The sequence below is a fragment of the Pseudomonas sp. MDT2-39-1 genome (assembly GCF_054898085.1).
In genome coordinates, this window is the sequence record NZ_CM142716.1 from 1,440,962 (window position 1) to 1,465,372 (window position 24,411).

Consider the following 24,411-nt stretch of genomic DNA (forward strand, 5'->3'; position numbering starts at 1 on the left):
AACGCACCGGGCGCGTCCGCCTGACAAAGCTTATCGCAACAGTTCGATGTGCAGGCCAGAGCCTTCGACGTTGCCAGCTTCCATCCGTGCCGCACGCACGCCCTGCCCGATCAGCGCCTGTCGCCAGGCTTCGGCCTTGGCTCCGGAAACACTGACCCGCAACGTGGTGTCGAGGTTCAAGCCACGAGAAATCAAGCGCAGCCAGGTGTCATCGGGATCAGCGCTCAACTTCGGAAAATCGAGTTCACCGGTGCTTTTGAGCTCCCGCAGCAAGGTCGCCGAGGTCGGTAGCAAATCGCCTAGCGGGGCAGCAGCGTCGAACTGCTCGACGTGGAGATAGGCTTTGCGATTGCCGCGAGTGATGCTGTAAAGCGCCACCAGCGTATTGTCCTGAGGTGCCGCAAGACGCAACAGCAAGTACGCCTGTTGATCGTCGGCACCGTACAACTTGGCGTTGCCAAAGACATCATTGGCCCAGAGGCTGCTTTCACCGCAATCACGCGCCTGACACCAGAACAGCAATCCGGCGCCCTGCTTCTGCAAGGCTTCACGGGCGGCGGTGAAGGCATCGGTTGAAGAATGCTCCGGCGGCAACTCGTAGGTCACCGACGTCGCCGTTCCCCGGGCGCTGACCTGACCATCGAAGCGCAACTGTCCACTGATTTTACGGATCGAACCCAGCGGATAAATCCGCTCAAGCTCGGCGCCCGGGCGATAGTCGACGATCTGCGCATCGGCCATACGCGGCACGATCGGCAAGTCCTGACTGCCCGGGACATCGGCGGCAAACAAAAAGGGACTGAAACAACACAGCGCAAGCACACTGAATGAACGCATGGATAGACTCATCGGATCAGCATGGCCTGGGCACCCTTGACGACACTGGCATCATCGATGCGCTCGGGCACCAGCAAACCTCGCTGGATCGCCGGACGTGCTTCCATGGTCGCCATCCAGCGCTGCAAGGCCGGCAAACCGTCAACCTCGACACCGGACCACTCATGGCCACGCACCCAAGGAAAGGTGGCGATGTCGGCAATGCTGTATTCGCCCGCCAGAAACTCCGCGGCTTGCAGGCGCGTATCGAGCACTTCATAGAGGCGGCGGGTTTCATGTTGATAGCGGTCGATGGCACCCTGAAGTTTTTCCGGGAAGTAGCGGAAAAACACATTGGCCTGGCCCTGCATCGGGCCGATTCCACCCATCTGGAACATCAACCATTGCAGGACGACCGAGCGCCCCTTTGGGTCTTTGGGCAGCAGTTTGCCGCTCAGTTCAGCGAGGTAAATCAGGATGGCGCCGGATTCGAACACGGCAAAATCGCCGTTGGCGCGGTCGACAATCGCCGGAATCCGGCCATTGGGATTGATCTTGAGGAAGTCCGGTGACTTCTGTTCCTTTTTGTCGAAACTCAAGGCGTGCACCGTGTAGGGCAGGCCGAGTTCCTCGAGCACGATAGAGACCTTGTGGCCATTCGGGGTCGCAGCGGTGTAGAGATCTATCATGGTTGTCTCCCATTTCAACCCGCCCAGCCTCGACAGTTGCCCGGCGCAAGTCAAGGAACGGCGAAAAACCGATTGAAACAGTCTGCGACAAGGTCGGCGCCGGGTTCGTCATTCAGGTGCAAATGATGGCCGCCTGGCAGCTGTTCACGGCTAAAGGGTAGACGCTCCAGCAGTTCGGGATGTTTGGCGAGCATGCCGTCAGCTGCAACCACTAATAAAGCAGGACAATTGACCCGCTGGACGAAGGCCATCGCCTGCTCGGTCGTAAGACGCAGCGGCGACGGCAGCGTGAGACGGTTGTCGGTGCGCCAGGTGTAACCGCCCGGCACTGGCATGAGTCCACGCTGAGCCAACAGCTCGGCGGCTTGACGACTGACCGCCACCAGGCCTTTCATTCGTGCCTCGATGGCGCGGTCCAGCGTGCTGTAGACCGGTTTGCGTTTTTCCCGCAAATCCAGCTGCGCTTGCAGGGCCATGCCCATGCGTTCGGCGGCATTTTCGCCTTTGTCTGTAGGAGGAATGATGCCGTCGATCAACGCCAGATGCGTGACGCGTTCCGGCATCGACCCGGCGATGATCAACGAAGCGATCGCGCCCATGGAGTGCCCCATCAGTGCAAAACGCTTCAGGCCCAGCTGTTCGGCGACTTGCAGCACGTCGTGGGCGTAGTCCCACATCGCATAACCGGCCCCGGTCGGGCGATGCCCGGAATGACCGTGACCGGCCATGTCGAGGGCGATGATGCGCAGGCCAATGAGCTTCGGCGCCAGCCGGGCGAAGCTGTTGGCATTGTCCAGCCAGCCGTGCAAGGCGATCACCGGCAAGCCGTCTTCAGGGCCGAACAGATGCGCGGCCAGCTCGATGTGCGGCAGGCTCAGGCGAACTTCTTCGACGACGTGGCTCATGCGCAATCCTGCTGGCGACGACCTTCCCAGCGGCTGAACAGGTTTTTCAGCAGCGTGGCGGTGTCTTGCGGACGTTCGAGGGGGAACATGTGGCCACCGGGCATGGTCAGGGATTCACCCAGCGGCATACGCCCCACGGAGCTTGCGTGATGACGCATCACCACCCGGCTCTTGTGCCCGCGAACCACCGCCAGCGGCACTTTCAACTGCCGTGCCTGGCCCGGACTGGTGTGCGGGACGCCACGGTAGATGCTGATTTCCGTAGCCGGGTCGAAACGCAGGCGCAGCTTGTCGCCGACTTTTTGCAAACCGTGTTGCAGGTAAGCGTCGAAGCACTCCGGATCAAAGCTGCGGAACAGGGTTTTGCCGGCGAAATAAAGTCGCGCCGCTTCCAGATCGGCGAACTCTTCCCGTCGCCCCAGCGTGCGGCCGGCCGGGGTCAGACGGTCAATGAATCCGAAGCGCTTAGCCGCGCGGATCACCCATTGATCGGCACGGGTCAACACCGGCGAATCGAGCATCACCACGCCGCGATACAGTTCAGGGCAACGCAACGCCGCGTGCAGGTGCAGCACGCCACCGAAGGAATGGCCGACGCCCCAGACCGGTTCCGGTTGTTGTTTGAGGTGATGAATCAGCTCATCCACCAGGTTGCGCCAATTGTCGTCCGCCGGGAAACGCGGATCGTGGGCGTGCTGTTCCAGATGCGTCACCTGATACTCGGGCGCCAGCGCCGCGAACAATTTGCCGTAGGTGCCCGAAGGAAAGCCATTGGCGTGAGCGAAAAATATCTGTTGCGACATACCGGCAAATCCATGAGCGAGAACAGGGGTTGATTGTCCGTAAGACGCGAGGCTGCGGCAATGACTGTAAGTGCCAGGAATGATGACAGTCCGGTCAGGGGCATGTCGCAAGACTCAAACCTGATCAGGTTCCGTGTAGCAGCTGTCGAGCCCCGGACGCAGCCTCGCCGGGGCTCGACAGCTGCTACAGGGGATTGTGTTCAGCGGGTTGGTGGATTCTCGCCCAACGGCACCACCGCCATGGTCAACCGCGACACGCAACTGGCCTTGCCCTCATCACTGCTCAAACGGATATCCCAGACATGCGTCGTGCGCCCAATGTGAATCGGTTTGGCCACCGCCGTCACCCGCCCGCTGCGCAGTCCGCGCAAATGGTTGGCGTTGATTTCCAGACCCACGCAATAGAACTTGCTGGCATCGATGCAAAGATAACTGGCCATGGAACCGACCGTCTCGGCCAGTACCACCGAGGCACCGCCGTGCAGCAAACCGTACGGCTGGTGAGTGCGGTGGTCGATGACCATGCTTGCGGTCAGGGACTCTTCATCAAAGGCTTCGAAGCGAATATCCAGCACTTCGCCGATGGTGTTTTTCTGGATTGCGTTCAACTGCTCGACGTTGGGAGTGGTACGCCACAGACTCATCGTTACTTTCCTTTGTTGGTTTTATTCGTGGCTCAATCCTGCCACAGCACCGTCTCGCTGCGCTCGCTCCATTCTTCAAACCGGTCACCGTACGCCGCTTCGATCACGTTGCGCTTGATCTTCAGGGTCGGCGTCAGGAAGCCGTTCTCCACCGCCCAACTGTCCTTGACCACCACCAACCGGCGCAAGCGTTCGTGTTTGTCGAGCACGCCATTGACCTCCTCCAGCAGTTTTTCCAGGCTTGAATGCAGGCCCGCCCGCGCCGTTCCGACGGCATCCTGCTGGCCGACCGCCGACAGCACGCACAACCCCAGCGGCGCACTCAAGCCATCGCCGACCACGCACACCTGTTCGATCCGCGAATGCACCGCCAGCCGATTTTCGATCGGCGCCGGGGCGACGTATTTGCCTTTGCTGGTCTTGAAGATTTCCTTCAACCGCCCGGTCAGGCGCAGGTTGCCTTCGGCATCTTGCTCGCCCTTGTCACCGGTGCGCAGGAAGCCGTCCTCGGTGATGGTCTCAGCGGTTTTCTCGGGCTCCTTGAAATAACCGAGCATGGTCGCACCGCTGCGCACCAGGACTTCGCCGGAGTCGGCGATCCGCACTTCAACCTCCGGGCAAGGCTTGCCGATCCAGCCGGGTTTGTTGTCGCCGGGGCGGCCGATGTGGGAATAACCGCAGCTTTCGGTCATGCCGTAGACCTCCAGCACATCCAGCCCCAGTTTGCGGTACCACAGCAGCAAGGTCTGTGGCACGGGCGCGGCGCCGGACAACGCCACGCGCAACGCATCCAGCCCCAATCCGACGAGCACTTTGTGCCCTACCCGCTTGCCGATGAAGGGCAGGCCGAGCAGGAAGTCGAGGCGTTTTGCCGGGATCTTGCTGTACACGCCCATCTGGAATTTGGTCCAGATCCGCGGCACGCCGAACAGCGCAGTCGGTCGTGCACGGCGCAAATCGGTCAGGAAGGTGTCTAGGCTCTCGGCAAAAAATACCGTTTGCCCGGTGTAGATCGACGCCAGCTCGACGAACATCCGCTCAGCGACATGGCACAGCGGCAGGTAGGACAGCAGCCGATCCGACTCATTCAGGCCGAACAACTGCGTGCCGCGCGTGGTGGCGAACCCCAGATTGCCGAAACTGTGCATCACGCCTTTGGGCAGCCCAGTGGTGCCGGAGGTGTAAATGATGGTCGCCAACTGATCGGCGGCGGGTTTGGGGTCATCCTGAATCGGCGAGCTGCGTTGCAAGTCGGCCCAACTGAAATCGAAGGTGCCGGGCGGATGCAAGGGCAGGCTGATGGTCGGTAGATCGGCGCTGACGCCGCGTGACATGCTCGGCCAGTCATCGAGTTTGCCGATGAACGCCAGCGCCGCTTCGGAGTGTTCGAGCACCTGTGCAACGGACTCGGCGGTGAGGTTCGGGTACAACGGCACTGAAACGTGCCCGGCCATCCAGATCGCCAGGTCGGCGATGATCCAGTGTGCACAGTTTTTCGAGATCAGGGCGATGTGGCTGCCTTGGGGCAACTCGCGGGCCCGCAGCCAGTGCGCAGCGCAGCGTACCTGATGGCCGACGTCGGCCCAGGTCAGGGTCTCGACCTGTCCGCCGCCCGTGGGCTGGACCAGAAAACGCTGGCGGGGATGACGGGCTTCACGCTCGTAAAAGACGTCCAGCGGCAAACGAAAAGCAGCAGACATGCGACTCGCTCCTTTATTTTTGGTCTGGAGCAAGCGTAGTCAACCAAGCGGTTGCTTGGTTGACTATTTCACACAAAAATCTGCCACACCGCCGGTCTTGTAGGAGCGAGGCTTGCCCGCGAAGGGGCCTTCAAAGACGCCAAAAGCTTCGCGGGCAAGCCTCGCTCCTACAACGGCAAAAGCCAAAGCCAGAACAGAGCCAAAGCCAGAGCCAGAGCCAGAGCCAGAGCCAGAGCCAGAGCCAGAGCCAAAAAGCAGAAGCGCTTTACGGGTGTTTGATGCCCTTGAGTTTCATTGCCCCGGCCAGCGGCAAATCGCCTTCCAGCTCGGCAAGGCCGGCGGTTCCAACCTTTTCCGGGTCCTGCACATGCCCGTTCTGCAGGTAGCCCAACAGGTTACCCACCAGCGGGTTATGGCTGACCAGTAGCGCGTAATCCACAGACACCAACTGCTCCGAAACCGCTTGCGGGCTGTAACCGGGTGTCAGCCATTCGACGGTGCGAATGTCCGGTTGAAAGCCCAAGGCATCACGCACCAGCTGCGCGGTCTGCTGCGCTCGCAGGAACGGGCTGGCGTAGATGGCTGTAATCGGCTGACCGATCAGTTCGGCGGCGCTACGCAGCACCTCTTCACGACCGTGTGGAGTCAGTGCCCGTTCGGAGTCTGGACGCGAGCCATAAGGCTCGGCTTCACCATGACGCAATACCCAGAGTTTCATAGTTTCGGCTCCTCATCTCGGGCCGGATGTGGCGCTGGCGGCACGGCGTGTGGCGCTTCGCCTTCCGGTGTGCGCGGCGTCGGCCAGTCGGCGAACGGCCAGGGTTTCTGGTCGCTGTGGAAGGTGCCGAAACGACCGATCTGCGCCAGAAACTGGCTCAGGCTGTCGCCGAAGTTCATCAGGCTGGCGCTCGGGGCGCCATAGATCAAACGATAGATCAGTTGCACCAGCACCACCGCGCCGAGGATGAACTGCACCACTTGCCAGACCAGCAAGAAGACGATCATCCATAACACTCGCAGCAGAATGGACTCGTAGGTGGCCTCTGTTTTCGGATCGTTCATGTGCAACTCCCTGCTTTTTCTGGAAAGCGTGATCAGTTGAAACCGCTGGTGGAAATGAAGTCGACATCAGTTTTGGGTTCGCCGCGCATCAACAGTTCAATCACTTGATTCAAAGTGCGCCCTTCGAACAGGATCGCGTGCAACCCGGCGACCAGCGGCATATAGACGCCCACTTCCTGAGCCTTGGCCTTGAGCACTTTAAGCGTGTTCACGCCTTCGGCGACTTCGCCCAGACGCGTGACCGCATCTTCCAGGCTCAACCCCTGCCCAAGGGCAAACCCGACCTGGTAGTTGCGGCTTTTCGGCGACGAGCACGTGACGATCAAGTCACCCACGCCCGCCAGCCCGAGGAACGTCATCGGGTTGGCGCCCTGATTCACGGCGAAGCGAGTCATTTCCGCCAACGCGCGAGTGATCAGCATACTCTTGGTGTTTTCGCCCATGCCCAGCGCCACGGCCATGCCGGCGATGATCGCGTACACATTTTTCAGCGCCCCGCCCAACTCCACGCCGAAACGGTCGGCGCTGGCGTACACGCGGAAGGTACGGCCATGCAGCGCTTCCTGAACCCGCTGGCAGAGTTCTTCGTCTTCGCTGGCGACCACTGTGGCGGTCAGTGCGTGTTCGGCGATTTCACGGGCCAGGTTCGGCCCAGACAGCACGCCGATCCGCGCTTGCGGGGCGATTTCTTCGAGGATCTCGCTCATCAGCTTGAACGTGTGGGCTTCGATGCCTTTGGTCAGGCTCACCAGCAGTTTGCCGCTCAAACGCTCGGCGTGCGGGACCAGTACCGAGCGCAACGCGCTGGACGGCAGCGCGACAAAGCACAGCTCGCAAGCTTCCAAAGTCGCTTGCAAGTCGGTCACCGGTTCTACTGCCGGAAGAATCTTGATGCCTTTGAGGTAACGCGGGTTCTCGCGATTGACCCGAATGGACTCGGCCTGTTCGGGGTCACGCATCCACTGCCGGACCTGATGCCCGTTCTCGGCCAACAGATTAGCCACGGCGGTACCAAAACTTCCGCCTCCCAGGACCGCAATTGGGCGCTGTTCAGTCATATGCAATCCGTTAATCCATACCAGTGGCGATGTCGGCATTATACGGAGCGTCCCAGTGGCGGCCAGCCCCCGTGTCAATTACCCGCACTTGTAAGAAGAAGACCAATAATTCCTAGGAAAATGCCGGCATCGTGAATGGAAAAGTCGATCAGCTCGGTTAACATGCGCGCCAACTAATCGCTATCAAGGATGTTTCGTGTCGTTTGGCTCTCCTTCACCTCGCTCGCCGCTGGTTCTGGCACTGATTTTCAGCACGCCATTGCTGGCCGACGATTTGTTTCTCGACAACGAACCGCTGCCGCAAGTGCTCACGGCCACCCGCCTGAAGCAGTCGCCGGCCGCCGTCCCGGGAAGCATGACGGTGATCGACAGCGAATTGATCAACGCCAGCGGCGCGCGGGACATCAGCGAATTGCTGCGGCTGGTGCCGGGCATGATGGTCGGCAATATCAGCGGCAACCAGGCCGCAGTGAACTACCACGGCACCAACGCCACCGAAGCGCGGCGCATGCAAGTGTTGATCGACGGCCGTTCGGTTTACCGCGCCGGCCTGGCCACGGTGGACTGGAGTGATATTCCGGTGGCCATGGAAGACATCGAGCGCGTCGAGGTTTTCCGTGGCCCCAACACCGTCAGCTACGGGGCCAATGCGCTGATGGCGGTGGTCAACATCATCACCCGCAACCCGGCCGACAGCCACGGCACGCGGATGAAAGTCACCCGTGGCCAGCGCGGCATCAACGACTTTTATGCCAGCCAGGGCCTGGGTTGGGACGGCGGCGACCTGCGCCTGTCACTGTCCGGTCAGCAGGACGACGGCTTCGACACCAACCGCAACGGTGCCGATTACCGCGACAGTCGCCGCTTGAACCGCTTCAACCTTGCCGTCAGCCAGACGCTGAATGAAAACCAGAGCATCGACTGGCAATTGAACGCCAAGGACGGAACCAACCAGCGGCCTTATACCTACCGCCCAGTGTTTTCCGGGATTACCGCTGCGGGGAACAATTCCGACGTCGTTGCCAAGGACTACGCCGGCTCGTTGCGCTGGAACCTCGACATCAATCCTGATCACAGCCTTTATATCCAGGGTTCGGCTCAGCACTGGGACCGTCAGCAGACCTGGCGCGCCTGCGATGCAGAGGTTTCGTTCAGCCCGGAACTGACCGAACTCTGGCAGCTCAACCCGAACTACACCGAACGCCTTGCGCGCAACATCGAGCGCTTTACCGTTCCTGGCGCACCGGCCGGCACGGCGGCGGAACGTGCGCTGGGTAATCAAGTGCTGGCGCAATGGCGCAACGGCGCCCGGCAAACCCTCTGTGGCGACATCGACCAGAGTGCCCGGGAATCGCGCTACGACCTCGAACTGCAAGACACCCTCAGCCTGTCCGACAGTCTGCGACTGGTCAGCGGCATGAACTATCGTTACGACCGGGCAGATTCCGAGACCTACTTCAATGGCACGCTCGACGACACCACCTGGCGGGCATTCGGCCAACTCGAGTGGCGCGCCACCGAGCACTGGTTGCTGCAGGGCGGAGCCATGTTCGAAGACACGCAATTGACCGGCAGCTCGCTGACCCCGCGGGTCGCCGTCAACTATCTGATCAACCCGCGTCACGGCCTGCGCGCGGTGTACTCGGAAGCCATCCGCTCACCGGACATGTTCGAAAACAACGTCAACTGGAGTTATCAGGTAACGAACTTGCGACCCAGTGCCTACGGCCAGACCAGCGCCCGGTATTTCGTCAAGACTCGCGGCCCCGGCGACCTCGAACAGGAACGCATGCGCTCGCGCGAGCTGGGCTACAACGGCTACTTCGCAGAGCTAGGCCTGACGGTCGATGTGAAGCTGTTCTACGACGAAATCAGCGGCATGATCAGCGAACCGTTGCGCAACAATCAGTACATCGCCAGCAATTCCAACAGCTCGCGCTTCAAGGGCACGGAGACCCAACTGGACTGGCACCTGAGCAGCGCCGACCGGCTGCGCCTGACGTACGCCTACGTCGACGCCGAGGCGAGCAATCCGCAGGATGAGCTACTGACCGCGCGCAACAGCGGTTCCGCCGGTTGGCTGCGCAATTGGGGCCACGGCTGGAACAGCGCCCTCTTCTATTATGGTGACGACGCCCTCAACGGCTACCGCTTCGAACGCGTCGACACGCGCATCGCCAAACGCATCGGTCTGGGCAAGGCCAGCCTGGAACTGGCCGGCGTACTCCAGCAACGCCTCGACAATCAACCCACCACCTTCGTCGATAACAACTACGACGAGCGTCGGGTGCTCTACTTCAGCGCGGAGCTGACGTTTTAAATGCTGCATCGCCTGTCGCGGAAGTCGCCAACCCTTGGCCGCCTGCTGGCAGGGTTGTGTCTGGTGTTCAGCGGTCTGCTCGGCAGCCTGCCGGCACAAGCCGCCGACATTCTGCTGACCGGCGCCGAAGACAGCCCCGGCGTGCAATCCTTTGTGCAGGCGCTGAGCGGCATGCGCCCTGCCGACAGCGTGCGCTTCCAGGCACTGGACAGCTTGCCGAAGCCGGGCAAACTACCCGCCGATACGCGTTTGATCCTGCTCGATCTGCCGAGCCTCGACTGGCGCCTGCAAGAGACACAAGGTCCGCCGACGCTGGTGCTGCGCATCAGTCGCCTGCAAGCCCACCATCGGTTCGGTGCTGATTTTCCATCGCACCTCAGCCTGCTCTGGAGCGATGCGCCGCTGGATCGGCAATTGCGCCTGACCCGGCTCATCCTGCCCGAGGCCCGACGCATCGGCGTGCTGTACGACAGTCACAGCGAATTCCTGCTCAAGGAATTGCGTCTGTCGGCGCAAGCGTTGGGCCTTGAAGTGATCGCCGAGCGATGGGACAACACCAACGACAGCCGCCCCTTACAGAATTTGCTGAGGAATTGCGACGTGCTGCTGGGCCTCGACGATTCCGATTTGTACAACCCGAAAACCGCAAAAAACCTGCTGTTGAGCAGCTACTCGCGGCAACTTGCGCTGGTCGGCCCTAACGCCGCGTTCGTCAAGGCCGGTAGCCTGGCCAGCACCTACAGCGATCAGAACGATTGGCTGGAAGTGCTCGACGAATTGCTCGATCGGCCGTCGACAGGCTGGCCGCGTGCGTTATATCCACAACACTTCAAAGTGTTAAGTAACCCGCAGGTGGCTCGTTCATTGGGTATTGAACAGGTGACTGAAGCGTTTGTCGCAGCACAGTTGGCCGAAGGAGAAAGCCGCCCATGACCTTCCGTCGCGGTTGGGACATCAATACCCGCACGCAGATCATCAGCCTCGGCCCCGCCCTGTTGCTGACCTTGCTGCTGATCAGTTTCTTCACCTTCGTGCGGATCCAGGACTTGCGTCAGGAGCTCAACCACACGGGTCAGCTGATCGCCAACCAACTGGCGCCCGCCACGGAATACGGGGTGATTTCCGGTAACAACGAGGTGCTCGAAAGTTTGCTCAAGGCCACGCTGGCCACGCCCAACGTGCGCTTTCTGGAAGTCCAGGACAGCGCCAACCGGATTCTGGTGTACGTCGAGCAACCGTCGGAAACCCACACCCGCTCGCACCAGGTCGAAGTGTTCCAGGCGCCGGTGCGGCTGCAACGGATCGCACTCAACAATGATTTTTTCCAGGGCAGCAAAGTCGCCAGCACCGCCCCCCCCGAGGATTATCTGGGGCGGGTGATCGTCGGTTTGTCCAATGACGCCTTCAGTCAGCGTCAGCAGGAAATCCTGTTCAAGGCCGGTATTCTCGCCTTGTTCGCCCTGCTATTTACATTTCTGGTGGCCCGGCGTCTGGCCGGCAGCCTGTCGCAGCCGATCCGCGACATCGGCCACGCCGTGAAGGCGATCCAGGACGGCGACTACAAAACACCGCTGCCGATCGTCGATGACACTGAATTGGGCGCGTTGTCGCAACACATCAACAACCTCGCCCAGGGCCTTGAGCAGGCCAGCCGTGAGCAGCATCAAGCCATGGCGCAGTTGATCCAGACCCGCGAAGAAGCGGAAAAGGCCAACAACGCCAAGTCCGATTTCCTGGCGATGATGAGCCATGAATTGCGTACGCCGATGAATGGCGTGCTGGGCATGCTGCAACTGCTGGAAACCACCGACATGACCGAGGAGCAGATCGAGTACGCGGCGCTGGCTTCGGAGTCCACCGAACACCTGCTCAAAGTCATCAACGATATCCTCGACTTCTCGCGCATCGAGCGTTCGGAACTGGAGCTTGAACACATTCCGTTCAACCTCGCGGACCTGATCAGCAGTTGCGCCCAGTCGTTCCAGCACAGTGCGGTGCAACGCAGGCTCGATCTGGCCCTGGCGATTCCCGAAGACATGCGCGCGTTGCAGGTTCAGGGCGACCCGACGCGGATCCGGCAGATTCTGGTCAACCTGGTGGGCAATGCGCTGAAGTTCACCGAGCAAGGCCGCGTCAGCATCGAACCGCAATGGCAGTCACTCGATCACGAATTGCTGTGGTTCACCTGCACCGTGCGCGATAGCGGGATTGGCATCTCGGCCGAAAGCCTGGAATTGATGTTCAATGCGTTCCAGCAGGCCGACAGTTCTATTTCAAGGCGTTACGGTGGCACCGGACTGGGGTTACCGATTGCGCGCACGCTGGCCGAACGGATGGGTGGCACCTTGCGCGCCCATAGCGAAGAAGGCCTGGGCTCGGTGTTCACCCTTGAAATTCCTCTGGCGCTCTATAAGCAGTCGCTGCCGGAACTGAAGTCACGAACACAGGCCGGCGACGGCCAGGGCGAAGGGCGCAATGTGCTGCTGGTTGAGGATAATCCGGTCAACCAGACGGTCATCGAAGCAATGTTGCGCAGTCTGGGCTTTACTGTCAGCGTCGCGACCGATGGCGCGCAGGCGGTGCGAAGTGCCGAGAGCCTGATTTTCGAAGCGATTCTGATGGATTGCCGACTGCCGATCATCGATGGCTACGAAGCGACCCGCCAGATCCGCCAGTTGCCCGGCTGCGCAGACTTGCCGATCATCGCCCTGACCGCCAATGCCTTGCAGGGCGACCGTGAAGCGTGTTTATCGGCTGGAATGAACGATTACCTGGCCAAGCCCTTCAAACGCACTGATCTGCAGCAGATTCTGCAGCGCTGGGTGCAGTAGTGCAGGCCTTTCGACCATCTGCGACTGGCGTGAAAGGCGAAAGTGCGGCAGTCTTAGGCACCCGAACAGGCCCGAAAAGGGGCTTGAATAATAATTTCAGTGCACAAGTGTACATTCATGTCCTTGGTGCTGTGACTTTCACCACAACGCAATAGTCTATGAGTAGGCTGCTGACTTGAAGCATGAACGCTTCGGTCGGCCGGGAAGATTTGCCCCACCCTGCCGCATGGGATTATTGAGGAGCTCGCATGACCCAACAAAACGCCTTTACTCGGGAAGACCTGCTGCGCTGCAGTCGCGGTGAGCTGTTCGGCCCAGGTAACGCACAACTGCCCGCCCCGAACATGCTGATGGTGGATCGCATCACCCATATCAGTGCCGAGGGTGGCAAGTACGGCAAAGGTGAATTGGTCGCCGAGCTGGATATCACTCCGGACCTGTGGTTCTTCGCCTGCCACTTCGAAGGTGATCCGGTGATGCCAGGTTGCCTGGGCCTCGACGCCATGTGGCAACTGGTCGGTTTTTTCCTCGGCTGGCAAGGTCTGCCGGGCCGCGGCCGTGCGCTGGGTTCGGGCGAAGTGAAATTCTTCGGTCAAGTCCTGCCGACCGCCAAGAAAGTGACCTATAACATTCAGATCAAGCGCGTGCTGAAGGGCAAGCTGAACTTGGCCATCGCCGATGGTTCGGTCAGTGTCGACGGCCGCGAGATCTACACCGCCGAAGCCCTTCGGGTCGGCGTTTTCACCTCCACTGACAACTTCTAAGGGTTATCCGCATGCGCCGCGTCGTTATCACTGGTCTGGGCATCGTATCGTGCCTGGGCAATGACAAAGAGACCGTCTCCGCTAACCTGCGTGCAAGCCGCCCTGGCATCCGGTTCAACCCGGAATATGCCGAAATGGGTCTGCGTAGCCAGGTTTCCGGCTCCATCGACCTTCCCCTCGAAGAGCTGATCGATCGCAAGATCTATCGCTTCGTCGGCCACGCGGCGGCGTACGCCTACCTGGCCATGAAAGACGCCATCGCAGACTCCGGCCTGACCGATGAGCAAGTCTCCAACCCGCGCACCGGCCTGATCGCCGGTTCCGGTGGCGCCTCCACGCTGAACCAGATGGAAGCGCTGGACATCCTGCGCGAGAAAGGCGTGAAGCGCGTTGGCCCATACCGTGTAACGCGGACCATGAGCAGCACCGTTTCCGCTTGCCTGGCCACGCCGTTCAAGATCAAGGGCCTGAACTACTCCATCGCTTCTGCCTGTGCCACCAGTGCTCACTGCATCGGTACCGCCATGGAACAGATCCAGATGGGCAAGCAGGACATCGTGTTCGCTGGCGGCGGTGAAGAAGAGCATTGGAGCCAGTCGTTCCTGTTCGACGCCATGGGCGCACTGTCCAGCCAGTACAACGAAACCCCGGAAAAAGCTTCCCGTGCCTACGACGCCAAGCGTGACGGTTTCGTCATCGCCGGCGGTGGCGGCATGGTCGTGGTCGAAGAGCTGGAACACGCTCTGGCTCGCGGCGCGAAGATCTACGCCGAAATCGTTGGCTACGGCGCGACCTCCGACGGCTACGACATGGTCGCTCCAAGCGGCGAAGGCGCCATCCGCTGCATGCAGATGGCCATGTCCACCGTTGATGCACCGATCGACTATCTGAACACCCACGGCACTTCGACTCCGGTCGGCGACGTCGCGGAAATGAAGGGTGTGCGTGAAGTGTTCGGCGACAAAGCTCCAGCCATCAGCTCCACCAAGAGCCTGTCGGGTCACTCCCTGGGCGCCGCCGGCGTCCACGAAGCGATCTACTGCATGCTGATGATGGAAGGCAACTTCATGGCCGGTTCCGCCAACATCGACGAACTGGACCCGGAAGTGGCAGACATGCCGATCCTGACCAAGACGCGCGAAGACGCCACCATCAACACCGTGATGAGCAACAGCTTCGGCTTCGGTGGCACCAACGCTACCTTGGTACTGCAACGCTGGCAGGGTAAGTAATACCCCGCCGCTTCACTGCACATAAAAACGCCCCGACTGGTTCGGGGCGTTTTTTTTGTGCCTTGCTTTTGCTTTTGTAGGAGCCAGGCTTGCCGGCGAAGGCGCACCCAAGGACGCCTTCGCCGGCAAGCCTGGCTCCTACAGGTACCGGTTTCAATCCGCCGTTTTCATCGTCGTGAACATGAAGCTTTTGTCATAAAACTCAACGCCCTGCGACCGAATGCCGCGTGTTTGGCGGGCTGCAGGACTTTTGCCGATTTCGCAAAAATTCGTTACCGAACTCAGTCGTTTACTTAGCAAGCTACCAAAATATATAACTGAGTCCTGCACACGCCTTGCTGCAGATAACAGAGATTGGAGCTAGCAGATGACTGTAAAAGTAACTGAACGCGACGATTCACATAAATCCCATGAAGGTGTAGCCGCCGGTATCCGTATCTGGGACGTACATCAACAAGACATGCTGGTGGGGATGTTTCATTCCGAAACCGACGCCCACAGCTACAAGGCCGAACTGGAAAAACTGGAGCAGCAACGAGCGCTCCAATCCGCATAAGCAATGACAGCATTGAAACGACAAACCCCGCCATGAGCGTAATGCTGTTCACTTAAGACAATCATCAGTCGAGCGAGAACCTGTGGCGAGGGGATTCATCGAAACGTCGCACCGCCCCGTTGGGCTGCGAAGCGGCCCCCTGCGCCCGTTCAGACAGACCGAGTTGTGTGGATTTACGACTGCTTCGCAGCCGAACGGGGCGGTGCGACGTTTCGATGAATCCCCTCGCCACAAATGAGTGCCCGCGCTTTAGTGAACAGCATTACGCCATGAGCGGGGTTTGTCGTTGTTGCAGCCTTTAAAGGCTTACCACATCAGATCGTCAGGGATCTGGTAGGCCGCGTACGGATCGTCCTCGGCCGCGACTTCTTCGGTCTTCACATTCAGCTGCACAATCCGCTGCGGATCACGCTCCTGGATCTTCAGGGCGGCTTCACGCGGGATCACTTCGTAACCGCCGGCATGGTGCACGATCGCCAGGAAGCCATTGCTGAGCTGGTTGCGCATCAGCGTGTTGACCGAGATACGCTTGACCTTCTTGTCGTCAACGAAGTTGTAGTAGTCCTCGGTGGTCAGCTTCGGCAGGCGCGAAACTTCGATCAACTGCTTGATCTGGGCCGCACGGGCCTTGGCCTCGACTTTCTCCTGTTGCTGACGGTTCAGCTCCTGGTCGCGTTTGACCTTCTCGGCCATCGCTTCCTGAGCCGCTCGCTGCTGGGAGTCATCAAGTTCAATCTGGCCTTTGTGGGCCAGGCGTTGCTGCTTCTGTTTCTCTTTGCCGACCTGTTTGGCCTGCTTTTGGTTGACCAGCCCTGCTTTGAGCAACTGGTCGCGAAGGGAAATGCTCATGGTGCTTATTTCTCACTTAGGCAACTGCTCAACCGCAGCTGGGCAAATTCTTTTCCTGACGTTTGGCTTCGCCCCACAGGGCGTCCAACTCTTCGAGGGTGCAATCTTCTATGGGACGGAGGGTGTCGCGCAATGCCTGTTCGATAAAACGGAAGCGTCTTTCGAATTTGCTGTTGGCGCCACGCAGTGCAGTTTCCGGATCGACCTTCAAATGACGCGCCAGATTGACCACGGAAAACAACAGATCACCGACTTCATCGGCAATCGCTGCCGAGTCATTGTCGGCCATGGCTTCGAGTACTTCATCGAGTTCTTCGCGGACTTTATCCAGTACCGGCAAGGCGTCAGGCCAGTCGAAACCGACCTGCCCTGCACGCTTCTGTAACTTCGCGGAACGTGACAGCGCCGGCAATGCGGAGGGTACATCATCGAGCAAGGACAGCTGTTCGGGTGCGGCAGATTTCTCGGCGCGCTCTTCAGCCTTGATCTCTTCCCAGCGCTGCTTGACCTGTTCTTCACTCAGGCGCGGTACATCCAGCGGCGCGTACAGATCCCCGGTGGGAAACACATGAGGATGACGACGGATCAGCTTGCGGGTGATGCTGTCGATGACGCCGGCAAATTCAAAGCGCCCTTCTTCCCGGGCCAGCTGGCTGTAATAAACCACCTGGAACAGCAAATCGCCCAACTCACCCTGCAAGTGATCGAAGTCACCGCGCTCGATGGCGTCGGCGACTTCGTAAGCTTCTTCGAGGGTGTGCGGGACGATGGTTTCGTAGGTTTGCTTGATGTCCCACGGGCAGCCGAACTGCGGGTCGCGCAGACGGCTCATCAGGTGCAGCAAGTCTTCAAGGCTGTACATCGGTTTCATGGAGTCCGGTTACGGCGGGTTTCGATGATGTTCGGCAACTGGGAAATTCGACCCAGCAACCGCCCCAGTGCATCCAAGCCCGGAATCTCGATGGTCAAGGACATCAACGCGGTGTTGTCCTCTTTGTTCGAGCGGGTGTTAACGGCCAGCACGTTGATCCGCTCATTGAGCAGTACTTGCGAGACGTCACGCAGCAAACCGGAACGGTCGTAAGCGCGGATGATGATGTCCACCGGGTAGGTGAGCACCGGCACCGGGCCCCAGCTGACCTGGATGATCCGCTCCGGCTCGCGCCCGCCCAGTTGCAGCACCGAGGCGCAGTCCTGACGGTGAATGCTCACGCCACGGCCCTGGGTGATGTAACCGACGATGGCATCGCCCGGCAACGGCTGGCAGCAGCCGGCCATTTGCGTCATCAGGTTGCCGACGCCCTGGATCTGAATGTCGCCACGCTTGCCCGGTTTGTAGCCGGTGGCTTTGCGCGGGATCAGTTCCAGCTGCTCGTTGCCGCGTTCCGGCTCGACCAGTTGCTGCGCCAGGTTCACCAGTTGTGCCAGGCGCAGATCGCCGGCACCCAACGCGGCGTACATGTCCTCGGCGGTCTTCATGTTGGCCTTGTCGGCCAGCTTGTCGAAATCCACCGCTGGCAGACCGAGGCGAGTGAGTTCGCGTTCGAGCAAGGTTTTGCCGGCGGCGACGTTCTGATCGCGCGCCTGCAATTTGAACCAGTGAACAATCTTCGCCCGCGCTCGCGAGGTGGTGATGTAACCCAGGTTCGAGTTCAGCCAGTCACGACTCGGGGTGCCGTGCTTGCTGGTGATGATCTCGACCTGTTCACCGGTTTGCAGGCTGTAGTTAAGCGGTACGATGCGCCCGTTGATCTTCGCGCCACGGCAGTTGTGACCGATTTCGGTGTGCACGCGGTAGGCAAAGTCCAGCGGTGTCGAGCCTTTCGGCAAGTCGATGGCGTGACCGTCCGGGGTAAAGATGTAGACCCGGTCCGGCTCGATATCGACCCGCAGCTGTTCTGCCAGGCCGCCGATGTCACCCAGCTCTTCATGCCACTCGAGGACCTGACGCAGCCAGGAAATTTTCTCTTCGTAGTGATTGGAGCCGGATTTGACGTCGGTGCCCTTGTAGCGCCAGTGCGCGCAAACGCCCAGCTCAGCTTCTTCGTGCATGGCGTGGGTGCGGATTTGCACTTCCAGCACCTTGCCCTCGGGGCCGATCACCGCGGTGTGCAGCGAGCGGTAGCCGTTCTCTTTCGGATTGGCGATGTAGTCGTCGAATTCTTTCGGGATGTGCCGCCACAGGGTGTGGACGATACCGAGCGCGGTGTAGCAGTCGCGCATTTCCGGCACCAGCACGCGAACGGCACGCACGTCGTAGATCTGGCTGAATTCCAGACCCTTGCGCTGCATTTTGCGCCAGATCGAATAGATGTGTTTAGCGCGCCCGCTGATGTCGGCATCGACGCCGGTGGCGGTCAGCTCATTCTTCAACTGGCTCATCACGTCGGCGATGAAGCGCTCGCGATCCAGACGCCGCTCGTGGAGCAACTTGGCGATCTGCTTGTACTGATCGGGTTCGAGGTAACGGAAGGACAAATCCTCCAGTTCCCATTTGATATGACCGATACCGAGACGGTGAGCGAGCGGCGCGTAAATGTCGAAGACTTCACGGGCAACGCGATTGCGCTTCTCGTCGTCGGCAGTTTTCACCGCACGGATCGCACAGGTGCGTTCGGCCAGTTTGATCAGCGCGACGCGAACGTCGTCGACCATGGCCACAAGCATTTTGCGCAGGTTTTCGACCTGGCCCTGGGTGCCCAGCACCAAGGATTGACGAGGGCTGAGGCTGGCGCTGATCGCCGCCATGCGCAACACGCCGTCGATGAGTTTGGCGACCACCGGACCGAAACGCTGGCTGACTGCCGGCAGTTCGATCTGGCCTTCGCGCACGCCGCGGTACAAGACCGCCGCGACCAACGAATCCTGATCCAGTTTGAGGTCGGCGAGAATCTCGGCGATCTCAAGGCCCGTGCGGAAACTCGAGGTCCCTTCGGACCATAGATTCTTCGCCGCATTGGCTTGTTGTTCTGACACGCGAGCGAACTCGCACGCTTCCTTCAAGGCTTCGCGATCCAGTGCCAGATCGACACTGACCGCATGATCGAGCCAAGCCTCGAGATTGATACTGCCGTCGGTGTTGATCGGCTGGTGTGCTCTCACCTGTACCATCTTGCTTACCTTCCCTACGACGCAGATTCAATGCGTCAAATCGCTGACCTTCATGGCCCGATTGCCCTCACGGGGCTAATGCGAGAGCTGCACGGGCGGCCAGTCGGACCAGACGAGCCGTCCTAGCTCGCTTCAAATAACGCCATGGCCTCGACATGTGCCGTCTGAGGAAACATATCGAGAATCCCGGCACGTTTTAACCGGTAGCCCTGCTTGATCAATTCAGCCGTATCGCGCGCCAGCGTTGCCGGGTTGCACGACACGTACACCAACCGTTTGGCGCCCAGGGACGCCAGCTTGCGCACCACCTCGAAAGCACCGTCACGCGGTGGGTCCAAGAGTACCGCACAAAAGCCTTCGCGCGCCCATTCGGCATCGGTCAAAGGCTGGGATAAATCGGCCTGAAAAAACTTCGCATTATGAAGATTGTTGCTAGCGGCGTTCGCGGCTGCCCGCTCGACCATCGCCTGTACGCCTTCGACCGCCACCACTTCGCGAACGGCTTTGGCCAGGGGCAAAGCAAAGTTACCCAACCCACAGAATAGATCGAGAACGCGCTCATCCGCTGTCGGCTTCAACCAGTCCAGCGCCTGGGCGATCATCGCTTCGTTGACCCCGGCATTGACCTGGATGAAATCCCCCGGCCGGTACGCCAGGTTCAAATCCCACTGCTCAAGTCGATAGCCCAACGACTGATCGGCTTCGACCGGTTGTGGTTCGCCATCTCCATGCAGCCACAGCTGAGCTTCATGGAACGCGCAGAAATCCTTGAGGATCGTCAGGTCGGCGTCGGACAACGGCGCCATGTGTCGCAGCAAAACCGCCAACGACGATCCGGCGAATAATTCCACATGCCCGAGTGCCTGAGGTTTGCTCAAGCGTCGAAGCATTTCCGGCAAGCGGGTCATGATCGGCTGCAAGGGCTGTACCAGCACCGTGCATTCGTTGATGGCCACGATGTCCTGACTGCCCGCCGCGCGGAAACCGACTTCGAGCTTTTTCGCCTTCATGTCCCAGCGCACCGCCACTCGGGCGCGACGCCGGTAACCGAATTCCGGACCGCTCAACGGCGCAGCCCATTCTTCGGGTTCAACACCGGCGACCTTCGACAATTGCTCGGCGAGCATGCGCTGTTTCAGGGCGAGTTGTTCGTGGTGCGGCAGATGTTGCACGCTGCAACCGCCGCAACGACCGGCATGCGGACACGGCGCCGGACGACGCAATTCGCTGGCCTGGAACACACGTTCGGTGCGCGCCTCGACCACTTTGCCGTGGGCACCCAACACACGCGCCTCGATCTCTTCACCGGCCAATGCGCCAATGACGAACCAGGTGCGACCTTCAAAAAACGCGATACCGCGACCGTCATTGGCCAGGCGCTCGATGCTCAAGCGCTGCTTTTTGCCGGTCGGAATTTGCGGGGCCTTGCTGCCACCGGTGGGTTGGAAGCGCAGGCCTCTCTCTTGCTTGGCCATCAGTTGGGCGCGTCGAAAATGCCGGTCGACAAGTAACGGTCGCCACGGTCGCAGATGATCGCCACGATCACCGCGTTTTCAACTTCCTGGGACAGGCGCAGCATGGCGGCCACAGCACCGCCCGAGGACACGCCGCAAAAGATACCTTCTTCGCGAGCCAGACGACGGGTCACGTCTTCGGCTTCGCTTTGCGCCATGTCTACGATCCGGTCCACGCGCTCGGCCTGGTAGATCTTCGGCAGGTATTCCTGCGGCCAGCGACGGATGCCCGGAATTGCCGAGCCTTCCATCGGTTGCAGACCGATGATTTGCACGCTTTCGTTCTGCTCTTTCAAGTAGCGCGAGACGCCCATGATGGTGCCGGTGGTGCCCATCGAACTGACGAAATGGGTGATGGTGCCCTCGGTCTGGCGCCAGATTTCCGGGCCGGTGGTGGTGTAGTGCGCTTCCGGGTTATCCCCGTTGGCGAACTGATCCAGCACCTTGCCACGGCCTTCGGCTTCCATGCGCTGAGCGAGGTCGCGCGCGCCTTCCATGCCTTCTTCCTGGGTGACCAGAATCAGCTCGGCGCCATAGGCCGTCATCGCGGCTTTACGTTCGGCGCTGGAGTTGTCCGGCATGATCAGGATCATCTTGTAACCCTTGATCGCGGCAGCCATGGCCAGCGCGATACCGGTGTTACCCGAGGTCGCTTCGATCAGCGTATCGCCGGCGTGGATCTGCCCGCGCAATTCAGCGCGGGTAATCATCGACAGCGCCGGCCGGTCCTTGACCGAACCCGCCGGGTTATTCCCTTCGAGCTTGAGCAAAAGGGTATTGCTGGTGGCGCCAGGCAGGCGCTGCAAACGGACCAGCGGAGTGTTGCCGACGCAATCGGCGATGGTTGGGTACTGCAAGGTCATGGCGTATTCGCAATCCAGACTGCGGGGGCGCCTATCATACCGGCAAACCCGCGCAGGCCATATCACGCAAAGTGTGGTGCTTATGGCTTATGGGAATAAGCGGCTGTTTGCGCGATATAGATATGGGCAGCAGCTCAAAAAAATACTAGCTGAACAATGCTCGCGCCGAGCGGGCGGGTTTGTGTCAGCGGCGCTGACACTTTTGCCGGTTGGACGTCGCTGCGCCCGAACAGCGCGGCTTTAAACAAGGTTTGCACTGGGAGAAAATGATCAGGTCGCTCGACCACCGAATTGTCGCACCGGTGGTGCGACTTTCACTTCAGCGTGACAGGTCTTATAGATCCGACGGTGGTTGGGTCCAGGAAAATTGTCTCACCAGCGGTGAGACTTTTTCGTGATGGTGACGCGATGGGCCTTATCGCGAGCAGGCTCACTCCCACAGGGACCGGGGTTGATCAGACGATTTTTGGTCGGCACACATCCACTGTGGGAGTGAGCCTGCTCGCGATAGCGTCTTTGAAGACGCCATCAATCTCAGCCACCAGCCTCATATTCAACCGCAACCCCAACCCGGTATTCTGCGCCCAAAGACTCCCGCCCTGACGCTTCACCGCATTCCGCGCAATGCTCAACCCCAACCCGAACCCGCCATTTCCCGGCCGTGATCCATCGAGCCGAATGAATGGACAAAAGATCCGCTCAAGATCCGCTTCAGCCACCCCGCCGCCCTCTTCTTCCAGCCACAAATGCCAGAAGTCGCCATCGCGCTGACCACCGAGCCGTACGATACCGCCACTTGGGGAATGACGAATGGCATTGCGCAGAATGTTTTCCAGCGCCTGCGCCAAGGTGTTGAGATTGCCCCGCACCCAGCACGACGAATCCACCGCACACTGCAACTGACTCGCCGGCCAGCCACTTTCATAGCAGGCGTTTTCCGTGAGCATTTCCCACAGCGCCTGGACCTGAATCGCTTCGTCGGGTAACGGCCCGCGCTCGGTGTCGAGCCAGGCCAGTTGCAGCGTGTCTTCTACCAGCCGCTGCATGCCATCGACTTCTCGACCAATGCGCTCGCGCAACTGCGCCAGCCCTTGCTCGCTTTCGCTGGCAACCCGCAGACGGCTAAGCGGTGTACGCAGTTCATGGGACAAATCGCGCAGCAATTGCTGTTGCAGGGCCACGGTGCTTTGCAGTCGCTCGGCCATGTGATCGAACGCCCGACCCAGTTCACCGAGTTCATCCGACCGGTTGGTGGTGCTGCTCGACACTCGCACGCTCAACTGGTCGGCACGCCAGGCGTTGGCTTGTTCGCGCAGGCTGTTCAACGGCACGACCAACAGCCGATACAGACCGACGCACAGCAACAGCGTGAACAGTCCCGGGATGATGCCGTTGGTGATCACGCGCCAGAACACCCGGTATTGTCCGGGCATGAAGCGCTCTGGAAGCTCGACAACCAGATTGCCGGCGTAGGAATCACCGGGGAACGGCACGCGCAGCCACGGCAGACGTTTCTTGTGAATAGGCCAATCCAGGCCGCGCAGAAAAGTCAGGTGTTCGATTTCCTTGTCCGTCAGCGGCAGGCTGCTCAACGACTGTAAATCACCGCCGATGACGCCAACCCAGCCTGTCTCGCGCTGTTTCATACCTTGCAGCCAGGCATCGATACCCTCGCTATGGCCCTGACGCCACGCCTGTTCGGCCTCGGTGGCATACCCCACCAGCGTGCGTCGGGCCTGATCCGACAGGAACTGGTTTCGTTCCTCCATGTAGCGGCCCCAGGACCAGCTCAGCCAGATCATCAGCAGACAGAACGCCACCAGCAAACACGCCAGTTTCCAGAACAGCGAGTGCCGGCCCGGCAGGTCAGACCATTTCATCGCCAGCACTCAATACGTAACCCTTGCCCCAGACCGTACGCACTTCCCGTTCGGTGTAGCCGATGCCTTTGAGTTTGCGACGGATCTGGCTGATGTGCATATCGAGGCTGCGGTCATGGGGGGCGAAACCGCGTTGCAGCACGTGCTGATAAAGGAAGGCTTTGCTCAGCACTTCATCGCCATTGCGATTCAGTGTGTCCAGCAGTCGATACTCGCTGCGGGTCAGGCCGGCGGCGTGTTCGCCATAGAAAACCTCACAGACCTCATCATCGAAACGCAGGCTATCGATGGGGGACGCCACCGCTGCCGGCTCTGGCCGACGGTCAAGCGCCACCCGGCGCAGGATCGCTTCGATGCGCACGCGCAACTCGGCCATGCTGAAGGGTTTTGGCAGGTAATCATCGGCCCCCAGGCGAAAACCGCTGATGCGATCTGCCTCGGCGCCCAGCGCTGACATCAGCACCACCGGGGTGGAATGGCTCTGGCGCAACTGCGTCAGCACGTTCAGCCCATTCAACCCGGGCAGCAAAATATCCATCAGCACCACATCGAAGGACTGCTGACGAGCAATGTCCAGGCCTTCCTGCCCGTTCTGGCACCAGGTCACCTGAAAACCACAACGGCCCAAATGCTCGTGCACATAAGCACCGAGGACGAGGTCGTCTTCGATGGAGAGGATTCGGGGATGGCCAACAGAAATGGGAGTCATGAGTATCTGCAAATAATTCTCAGTTGGCGATTATTCAAGATTGCCTGACGATGGGCAACCCAAGGTTTGCCCGTGGCGCAAAAGCGGCGATCCATCCGACGAATG

At 60.1% G+C, this 24,411-nt stretch carries 22 protein-coding genes; 6 read left to right on the forward strand and 16 right to left on the reverse strand.

The features are described 5' to 3' along the window. Window positions 1-30 precede the first annotated feature (30 nt). The 9 genes from ACYZTM_RS07125 to ACYZTM_RS07165 form a co-directional block, all read right to left on the reverse strand. Window positions 31-837, reverse strand: a complete 807-nt coding sequence (locus ACYZTM_RS07125) for a DUF4892 domain-containing protein (RefSeq protein ID WP_461987846.1) — start codon at window positions 835-837, stop codon at window positions 31-33. Between the two features lie 8 nt (window positions 838-845). Then, window positions 846-1,505, reverse strand: a complete 660-nt coding sequence (locus ACYZTM_RS07130; RefSeq protein ID WP_461987848.1) for a glutathione S-transferase family protein — start codon at window positions 1,503-1,505, stop codon at window positions 846-848. Window positions 1,506-1,555: 50 nt separating this feature from the next. Continuing rightward, window positions 1,556-2,410, reverse strand: a complete 855-nt coding sequence (locus ACYZTM_RS07135) for an alpha/beta hydrolase (RefSeq protein WP_131063370.1) — start codon at window positions 2,408-2,410, stop codon at window positions 1,556-1,558. Continuing rightward, window positions 2,407-3,213, reverse strand: a complete 807-nt coding sequence (locus ACYZTM_RS07140; RefSeq protein WP_131063371.1) for an alpha/beta fold hydrolase — start codon at window positions 3,211-3,213, stop codon at window positions 2,407-2,409. The genes ACYZTM_RS07135 and ACYZTM_RS07140 overlap by 4 nt, the downstream gene beginning before the upstream one ends. A 200-nt stretch (window positions 3,214-3,413) precedes the next feature. Continuing rightward, window positions 3,414-3,857: a hotdog fold thioesterase gene (locus ACYZTM_RS07145; protein WP_131063372.1), complete on the reverse strand. Its 444-nt coding sequence runs from the start codon at window positions 3,855-3,857 to the stop codon at window positions 3,414-3,416. A gap of 32 nt (window positions 3,858-3,889) precedes the next feature. Beyond that, a complete protein-coding gene (locus ACYZTM_RS07150; RefSeq protein ID WP_461987851.1) occupies window positions 3,890-5,557 on the reverse strand; it encodes an AMP-binding protein in 1,668 nt (555 codons plus the stop codon). 265 nt (window positions 5,558-5,822) lie between these two features. Then, the gene (gene sixA / locus ACYZTM_RS07155) at window positions 5,823-6,275 is read right to left on the reverse strand and encodes a phosphohistidine phosphatase SixA (protein WP_461987853.1); all 453 of its coding nucleotides are present in this window, start codon (window positions 6,273-6,275) and stop codon (window positions 5,823-5,825) included. After that, window positions 6,272-6,619 carry a DUF4389 domain-containing protein gene (locus ACYZTM_RS07160; RefSeq protein WP_461987855.1) on the reverse strand — a complete coding sequence of 116 codons (348 nt, stop codon included), beginning with the start codon at window positions 6,617-6,619 and terminating at the stop codon, window positions 6,272-6,274. The genes sixA and ACYZTM_RS07160 overlap by 4 nt, the downstream gene beginning before the upstream one ends. A 32-nt stretch (window positions 6,620-6,651) precedes the next feature. Then, window positions 6,652-7,677, reverse strand: a complete 1,026-nt coding sequence (locus tag ACYZTM_RS07165) for an NAD(P)H-dependent glycerol-3-phosphate dehydrogenase (protein WP_131063376.1) — start codon at window positions 7,675-7,677, stop codon at window positions 6,652-6,654. 196 nt (window positions 7,678-7,873) lie between these two features. Here ACYZTM_RS07165 and ACYZTM_RS07170 point away from each other — a divergent pair, with 196 nt between their 5' ends. The 6 genes from ACYZTM_RS07170 to ACYZTM_RS07195 all read left to right on the forward strand — a co-directional run bounded on the left by ACYZTM_RS07170 (window position 7,874) and on the right by ACYZTM_RS07195 (window position 15,380). Next, the gene (locus ACYZTM_RS07170) at window positions 7,874-9,997 is read left to right on the forward strand and encodes a TonB-dependent receptor plug domain-containing protein (protein ID WP_461987857.1); all 2,124 of its coding nucleotides are present in this window, start codon (window positions 7,874-7,876) and stop codon (window positions 9,995-9,997) included. Then, on the forward strand, window positions 9,998-10,930 hold the full coding sequence (locus ACYZTM_RS07175; protein WP_461987859.1) for an ABC transporter substrate-binding protein: 933 nt from the start codon (window positions 9,998-10,000) through the stop codon (window positions 10,928-10,930). Next, on the forward strand, window positions 10,927-12,828 hold the full coding sequence (locus ACYZTM_RS07180) for an ATP-binding protein (RefSeq protein WP_461987861.1): 1,902 nt from the start codon (window positions 10,927-10,929) through the stop codon (window positions 12,826-12,828). Before ACYZTM_RS07175 ends, ACYZTM_RS07180 begins: the two co-directional genes overlap by 4 nt. 248 nt (window positions 12,829-13,076) lie before the next feature. Beyond that, on the forward strand, window positions 13,077-13,592 hold the full coding sequence (gene fabA, locus ACYZTM_RS07185) for a 3-hydroxyacyl-[acyl-carrier-protein] dehydratase FabA (protein ID WP_111451717.1): 516 nt from the start codon (window positions 13,077-13,079) through the stop codon (window positions 13,590-13,592). 11 nt (window positions 13,593-13,603) lie between these two features. Continuing rightward, window positions 13,604-14,824, forward strand: coding sequence for a beta-ketoacyl-ACP synthase I (gene fabB / locus ACYZTM_RS07190; RefSeq protein ID WP_131063380.1), 1,221 nt, complete (start codon window positions 13,604-13,606; stop codon window positions 14,822-14,824). 367 nt (window positions 14,825-15,191) lie between these two features. Then, a complete protein-coding gene (locus ACYZTM_RS07195; RefSeq protein WP_008148017.1) occupies window positions 15,192-15,380 on the forward strand; it encodes a hypothetical protein in 189 nt (62 codons plus the stop codon). 306 nt (window positions 15,381-15,686) lie between these two features. Here the strand turns inward: ACYZTM_RS07195 and ACYZTM_RS07200 are convergent, their stop codons facing one another. From ACYZTM_RS07200 to ACYZTM_RS07230, 7 genes are all read right to left on the reverse strand, one after another. Next, entirely contained in the window at window positions 15,687-16,229 is a 543-nt protein-coding gene (locus tag ACYZTM_RS07200; protein ID WP_403106002.1) for a DUF2058 domain-containing protein, read from the reverse strand. Window positions 16,230-16,257: 28 nt separating this feature from the next. Continuing rightward, the gene (mazG, locus tag ACYZTM_RS07205) at window positions 16,258-17,091 is read right to left on the reverse strand and encodes a nucleoside triphosphate pyrophosphohydrolase (RefSeq protein WP_131060353.1); all 834 of its coding nucleotides are present in this window, start codon (window positions 17,089-17,091) and stop codon (window positions 16,258-16,260) included. A gap of 5 nt (window positions 17,092-17,096) precedes the next feature. Further along, on the reverse strand, window positions 17,097-19,340 hold the full coding sequence (relA, locus tag ACYZTM_RS07210) for a GTP diphosphokinase (RefSeq protein WP_131060352.1): 2,244 nt from the start codon (window positions 19,338-19,340) through the stop codon (window positions 17,097-17,099). A gap of 122 nt (window positions 19,341-19,462) precedes the next feature. Further along, window positions 19,463-20,815 carry a 23S rRNA (uracil(1939)-C(5))-methyltransferase RlmD gene (rlmD, locus tag ACYZTM_RS07215; RefSeq protein ID WP_461987864.1) on the reverse strand — a complete coding sequence of 451 codons (1,353 nt, stop codon included), beginning with the start codon at window positions 20,813-20,815 and terminating at the stop codon, window positions 19,463-19,465. Further along, window positions 20,815-21,717, reverse strand: coding sequence for a cysteine synthase CysM (cysM, locus tag ACYZTM_RS07220; RefSeq protein WP_131060350.1), 903 nt, complete (start codon window positions 21,715-21,717; stop codon window positions 20,815-20,817). The genes rlmD and cysM overlap by 1 nt, the downstream gene beginning before the upstream one ends. A gap of 455 nt (window positions 21,718-22,172) precedes the next feature. Then, the gene (locus ACYZTM_RS07225) at window positions 22,173-23,597 is read right to left on the reverse strand and encodes a histidine kinase sensor domain-containing protein (RefSeq protein WP_461987867.1); all 1,425 of its coding nucleotides are present in this window, start codon (window positions 23,595-23,597) and stop codon (window positions 22,173-22,175) included. Continuing rightward, entirely contained in the window at window positions 23,584-24,306 is a 723-nt protein-coding gene (locus ACYZTM_RS07230) for a response regulator transcription factor (RefSeq protein ID WP_131060344.1), read from the reverse strand. Before ACYZTM_RS07230 ends, ACYZTM_RS07225 begins: the two co-directional genes overlap by 14 nt. Between the last annotated feature and the right edge of the window lie 105 nt (window positions 24,307-24,411).